A 5,038-nucleotide genomic window follows, 5' to 3' on the forward strand; every position below is an offset into this window, starting at 1 on the left:
CCCCCGGCGTGATCCCCGGCAGCTACATCGTGGCGCTGAAGGGCGCGCCGTCCGTCCATCCGGGCGGCGCGGCGGCCGTCCGCGCCGAGGCGCAGGACCTGGTCGCCGCCCACGGCGGCACGGTCGCCCAGGTGTACTCGACGGTCTTCCGCGGCTTCGCCGTGAAGGCCACCAAGGCGCAGGCCCGGAAGCTGGCCGCCGCTCCCGAGGTGCGCTACGTCGAGGCGGACGTCCTCGCGCACGCCGCGGGCGAGCAGCAGAACCCGCCGTCCTGGGGCCTCGACCGGATCGACGGCTCGATGAACCGGATCTACGCCTACCCGAACGAAGGGGCGGGCGTGACCGTCTACGTCGCCGACACCGGCACGGACCTCTCGCACACCAACTTCGAGGGCCGCGCCAAGAGCGGCTACGACTTCATCGACGACGACAACGACGCCGACGACTGCCAGGGCCACGGCACCCACGTCTCCGGCACCGTCGGCAGCAAGGACTACGGCGTCGCGAAGAAGGCGACCATCGTCGCCGTGCGGGTCCTGGACTGCGCGGGCAGCGGCCCGTACTCCGGGGTCATCTCCGGCATCGAATGGGCGGCGCGGGACGCGTCAGGTCCCGCGGTCGGCAACATGAGCCTCAGCGGCCCCGCGTCCGCCAGCGTGGACGCGGCGGTGCGCGGCGCGGCGCAGGACGGCGTGGTGTTCGCGGTCGCCGCGGGCAACGCGTCCACCAACGCGTGCAACTCCAGCCCCGCGCGGGAGCCCTCGGCGCTCACGGTCGGGTCGACGGCCCAGGGCGACGCCCGGTCGAGCTTCTCCAACTACGGCCGCTGCCTCGACCTGTTCGCGCCGGGCAGCAGCATCGTCTCCACCCGGATGGGCGGCGGGACGGCCTCGATGAACGGCACGTCGATGGCGTCGCCGCACGTGGCGGGCGCCGCCGCGCTGTACCTGTCCGCCCACCCGGGCGCCACCGCGCAGCAGATCCACGACGCGGTGGTGAACGCGGCCGAGTCGGGCAAGGTCGGCAACCCCGGCAGCGGTTCCCCGAACCGGCTGCTGAACGTGACCGGCCTCGGCTGACCCTGACCGTGCTCGCGGGGCCGGGGGTGTTCCTAACCTCCCGGCCCAGCGGGTGGACGTCCCGTGGCCGCATCTTCCGCAGGGCACCGGCTCCCGGCCCTGGTCTCTCCCGGAGATGCGTCCACGGGATCCGCCCGTATTTCCACGACCGCGTGCCTGTCACATTCTGGTCGGCGTCCCGCACGTCCTGGTCAGAGTCTTGTCACTACCTGACAGCGTCAATAGATTCTGCGCTCCGCGGCCTTGTCCGGCGCGCGGGGCCGTCGTAACAATACGGGTGCCCACTTAGCTCATCGCGGATTGTTTCATCAGGCGATGATCTCAATATAGCGAATTACGGGGAATGGTAAGGCGGGCCGGGCCGCAGTGCCGGGGGTTTTATCGCCGGCCCGCCGTCGTGCTTCACGGAAAGCAGCCGTGCTTCACGGAAGGCAACGGAGATTCCCTATGAGAAAACGTCCCCTCGCCATCGCGGTCGGCGCCCTGCTGGCCGGTACCTCGCTCGCGCTCCCCTCCGCGCTCGCCGACACGAGCGGCCCGAACGGCTCCTACAGGTCGTCCGGCTCCTACGGCTCCTACGGCAAGGCGCCCGCCCAGAGCGAGCCCCTCCCGCATCGCTACACGGTGACCGGCCCCGACACCCGCGAAGAGCGGACGGCCATCGCCGGCACCGGCGTGTCCATCGACGAGGTCAAGAAGGACTCCGTCGTGATCACCGGGCGGCCCGCCCAGGCCGTGCAGATCAGGAAAATGGGCTTCCGGGTCGACGAGATCGCCCTGAAACTCGGATATCCGCCCGAGGACGCGCTCTACCACGACTACGCGGAGATCGTCGCCGAGCTCGACAAGATCGTCCGGGAGCACCCGGCCATCGCGCAGCGCGTGACCGTCGGCCGGACCTACCAGGGCCGCGATATCCCCGCCATCAAGATCAGCGACAATGTGGCCACCGACGAGGACGAGCCCGAAGTCCTGTTCACCGCCAACCAGCACGCCCGCGAGCACCTCACCCCCGAGATGGCGCTCTACGCCGCCAATCTCTTCACCGACGGGCACGGCACCGACAACCAGATCACCGAGCTCGTCAACGGCCGGGAGATCGTGATCATCGCGTCGGTGAACCCCGACGGCCTGGAGTACGACATCGCGGTCCCCCAATACCGGATGTGGCGCCACAACCGGCAGCCGGTCACGGGCGCGATCGGCATCGACCTCAACCGCAACTGGGCCTACAAGTGGGGCTGCTGCGGCGGGTCGTCCGGCACCCCGGGCGCCGAGACCTACCGCGGGCCCGCGCCGGAGGCCGGGGTCGAGACCAAGGCCGTCGCCAACTACGTGCGCAGCCGCGTCGTCGGCGGCAAGCAGCAGATCAGGGCGCACATCGACTTCCACACCTACAGCGAGCTGGTGCTGTGGCCGATGGGCCACACCTACGACGACACCGGGCCCGACATGAGCGCGGACGCGAACCGGACGTTCGCCACGATCGGCCGCGAGATGGCGGCGACGAACCGCTACACGCCGCAGCAGTCCAGCGACCTCTACATCACCGACGGGTCGGTCAACGACTGGATGTGGGCCGAGCACGACATCTTCTCGTACACGTTCGAGATGTATCCGCGGAACGCCGACTTCTACCCGCCGGACGAGGTCATCGCCCGGGAGACGTCCCGCAACCGAGCGGCCGTGCTGGCCCTGACCGGGTACGCGGACTGCCCGTACCGGGCGATCGGCAAGCAGGACCAGTACTGCTGACGTCCTCCACCACGAAGTAGCACGCCTGACCGGCGGCCGCACCGGCCGGCCGCCGGTCAGGCGTGCCGCGTTCGGTCCCGCTATGGTGCGGCGGCCGTCCCCATCCACAGGGGCGGTCGCCGCACCGCTTCCAACGCCGGATCATTTAACAGCCGGCATTTTCAACAGCGCCCGGTGCCCGCGAACCCCCGTTTTCGTCGCAATGCGCGAAGGGAAAGACACGAAGAGAGACATCGCCATCCCCTCCGCCGGCGCGGCTTCTCCAGTGGCCGCCAAGCCCGAAGTGGAACGCGCTTTCCCCCCGTTGATGGTCCTCGTTCCCGACCGCCGGTAATGGTGGCCGCCGTGCCATCCGTGGCGTTCGACCAGCTCAACGAGGCCGGCGCGGTGGACGCGGGCACTTCCGAAGACCTTCGCGCGCGGCCCCCGAGGCCCCGCATTCCGTCGTCCGGGCGGCCCGCTGACCTGCGATCGGTGTCCGCAGACGGCCGCCCCGGCGGGGTTTATCGATGATGATCACCTTAATGGAACGGTCCTTGTCAAAAAGCTGGCCGTTGACATTCGATAATCGATGATCAAGATTGACGGTCTGCGCCGCCTAACTAATTGAATGCAGGTCAAGAAAAGTTAAAAACCGATGATTGACACCACCAGGTGTGAAAGTTACGCTCCATTCCAGATCCTGGATCTACGTCCATTGACGAGTGCCGATTAATCCGGATTCGCGGTACTCGCCTCTTCGGTCGCCGAAGAAAAAAATGCGTCCACTCCCAGCGAAGAGGGAATCACATGCGTAAAGGGATCGCCATTACCGCCGCGGCCGCCGCGGCGCTTGGGCTGACCGCGGCGTCGATCACGCCTGCCACCGCCGCGTCCTCCCGGCTGCTGACCCGCGGGCCCGACGGCGTCACCATCGACATCGCGACCGTCAACGGCTCCGGCTGCCCCGCCGGCACCGCCGCGGTGGCCATCTCGGACGACAAGGAAGCCTTCACGGTCACCTACAGCGACTACATGGCCCAGGCCGGCGGCAGCTCCAAGCCGACCGACGGCCGCAAGAACTGTGTGATCAGCATGAAGGTGCACGTTCCGCAGGGCTTCACCTACGCCATCTCGCAGACGGACTACCGCGGGTACGCCTACCTGGAGAAGGGCGCGACGGCCGTCCAGAAGGCCAGCTACTGGTTCCAGGGCAACTCGCCGACCGGTGTGATCCAGCACAACCTCCCGGCCAACCACCAGAACAACTGGCAGTACACCGACAAGATCGCGGTGGACGCGCTCGTGTGGAAGAAGTGCGGCGAGCAGCGGAACTTCAACATCAACACCGAGATCCGCGCGACGGCCGGCACCGACAAGACGAAGACCAGCTTCATCGCCATGGACTCGACGGACGGCAGCATCAAGACCAAGTACCACTTCTCGTGGAAGACCTGCCCGTAATCCTCCGCATCACCCCGCGCAAACCCCCAAAGGAGAAATCCATGCGCAAAGGAGTGACTGCTTCGGCAGCCTGCCTCGCCGCCCTGTCCCTGACTGCGGGCGTCGTCCCGTCGGCCTCGGCGAACACTCTCGCGGCTCCCGACAAGATCACCATCGACGTGAAGACCGTGAACGGCTCCGGCTGCCCCGCCGGCACCGCCGCGGTGGCTCCGTCGAGTGACGCCACGGCGTTCACCGTCACCTACAGCGACTACATGGCGCAGGCTGGCGGGGACTCCAACCCGACGGACATGCGCAAGAACTGCCAGATCAGCATGCAGATCAACATCCCGCAGGGATTCACGTATGCGATCGCGAGCGCGGACTACCGCGGATTCGCGCATCTGGCCAAGGGCGCATCCGGTATGGAACGCGCGAACTACTACTTCCAGGGCATGTCGCAGACGACGCCCAAGTCCCACAACATCAACGGCCCGTACTCCAACAACTGGCAGTTCACGGACCGCACGGATGTGGCGGAGCTGGTGTGGAAGCCCTGTGGTGAGCAGCGCAACCTCAACGTCAACACCGAGCTGCGCGTGAACAAGGGCAGTTCGAAGGAGACGAGCTTCATGTCCTTCGACTCCACCGACGGCAGCATCAAGACGATCTACCACATCTCCTGGAAGAAGTGCTAGGAGTCTGATCCGGACGGATCGGGCCGCGCCCTTCATCCAGGAGCGCGCGGCCCGCTCCGCATGACCGGGCCACCCCGCCGAGCC

The 5,038-nt window shown here is 67.5% G+C and carries 4 protein-coding genes; all 4 read left to right on the top strand.

Features of this window, described 5'->3' with window-relative positions; all coding sequences use genetic code 11:
• On the top strand, window positions 1-1,079 hold a 1,079-nt coding region (locus E1264_RS39950), incomplete at its 5' end, for a S8 family peptidase (RefSeq protein WP_132182344.1).
• A gap of 447 nt (window positions 1,080-1,526) precedes the next feature.
• Entirely contained in the window at window positions 1,527-2,834 is a 1,308-nt protein-coding gene (locus E1264_RS39955; RefSeq protein ID WP_132182346.1) for a M14 family metallopeptidase, read from the top strand.
• 789 nt (window positions 2,835-3,623) lie between these two features.
• Window positions 3,624-4,277 carry a DUF4360 domain-containing protein gene (locus tag E1264_RS39960; RefSeq protein ID WP_132182348.1) on the top strand — a complete coding sequence of 218 codons (654 nt, stop codon included), beginning with the start codon at window positions 3,624-3,626 and terminating at the stop codon, window positions 4,275-4,277.
• A gap of 41 nt (window positions 4,278-4,318) precedes the next feature.
• The gene (locus E1264_RS39965) at window positions 4,319-4,954 is read left to right on the top strand and encodes a DUF4360 domain-containing protein (RefSeq protein ID WP_132182350.1); all 636 of its coding nucleotides are present in this window, start codon (window positions 4,319-4,321) and stop codon (window positions 4,952-4,954) included.
• Window positions 4,955-5,038 lie beyond the last annotated feature (84 nt).

Origin of the sequence: Actinomadura sp. KC216, assembly GCF_004348535.1 — a bacterium.
Lineage (GTDB): Bacteria > Actinomycetota > Actinomycetes > Streptosporangiales > Streptosporangiaceae > Spirillospora.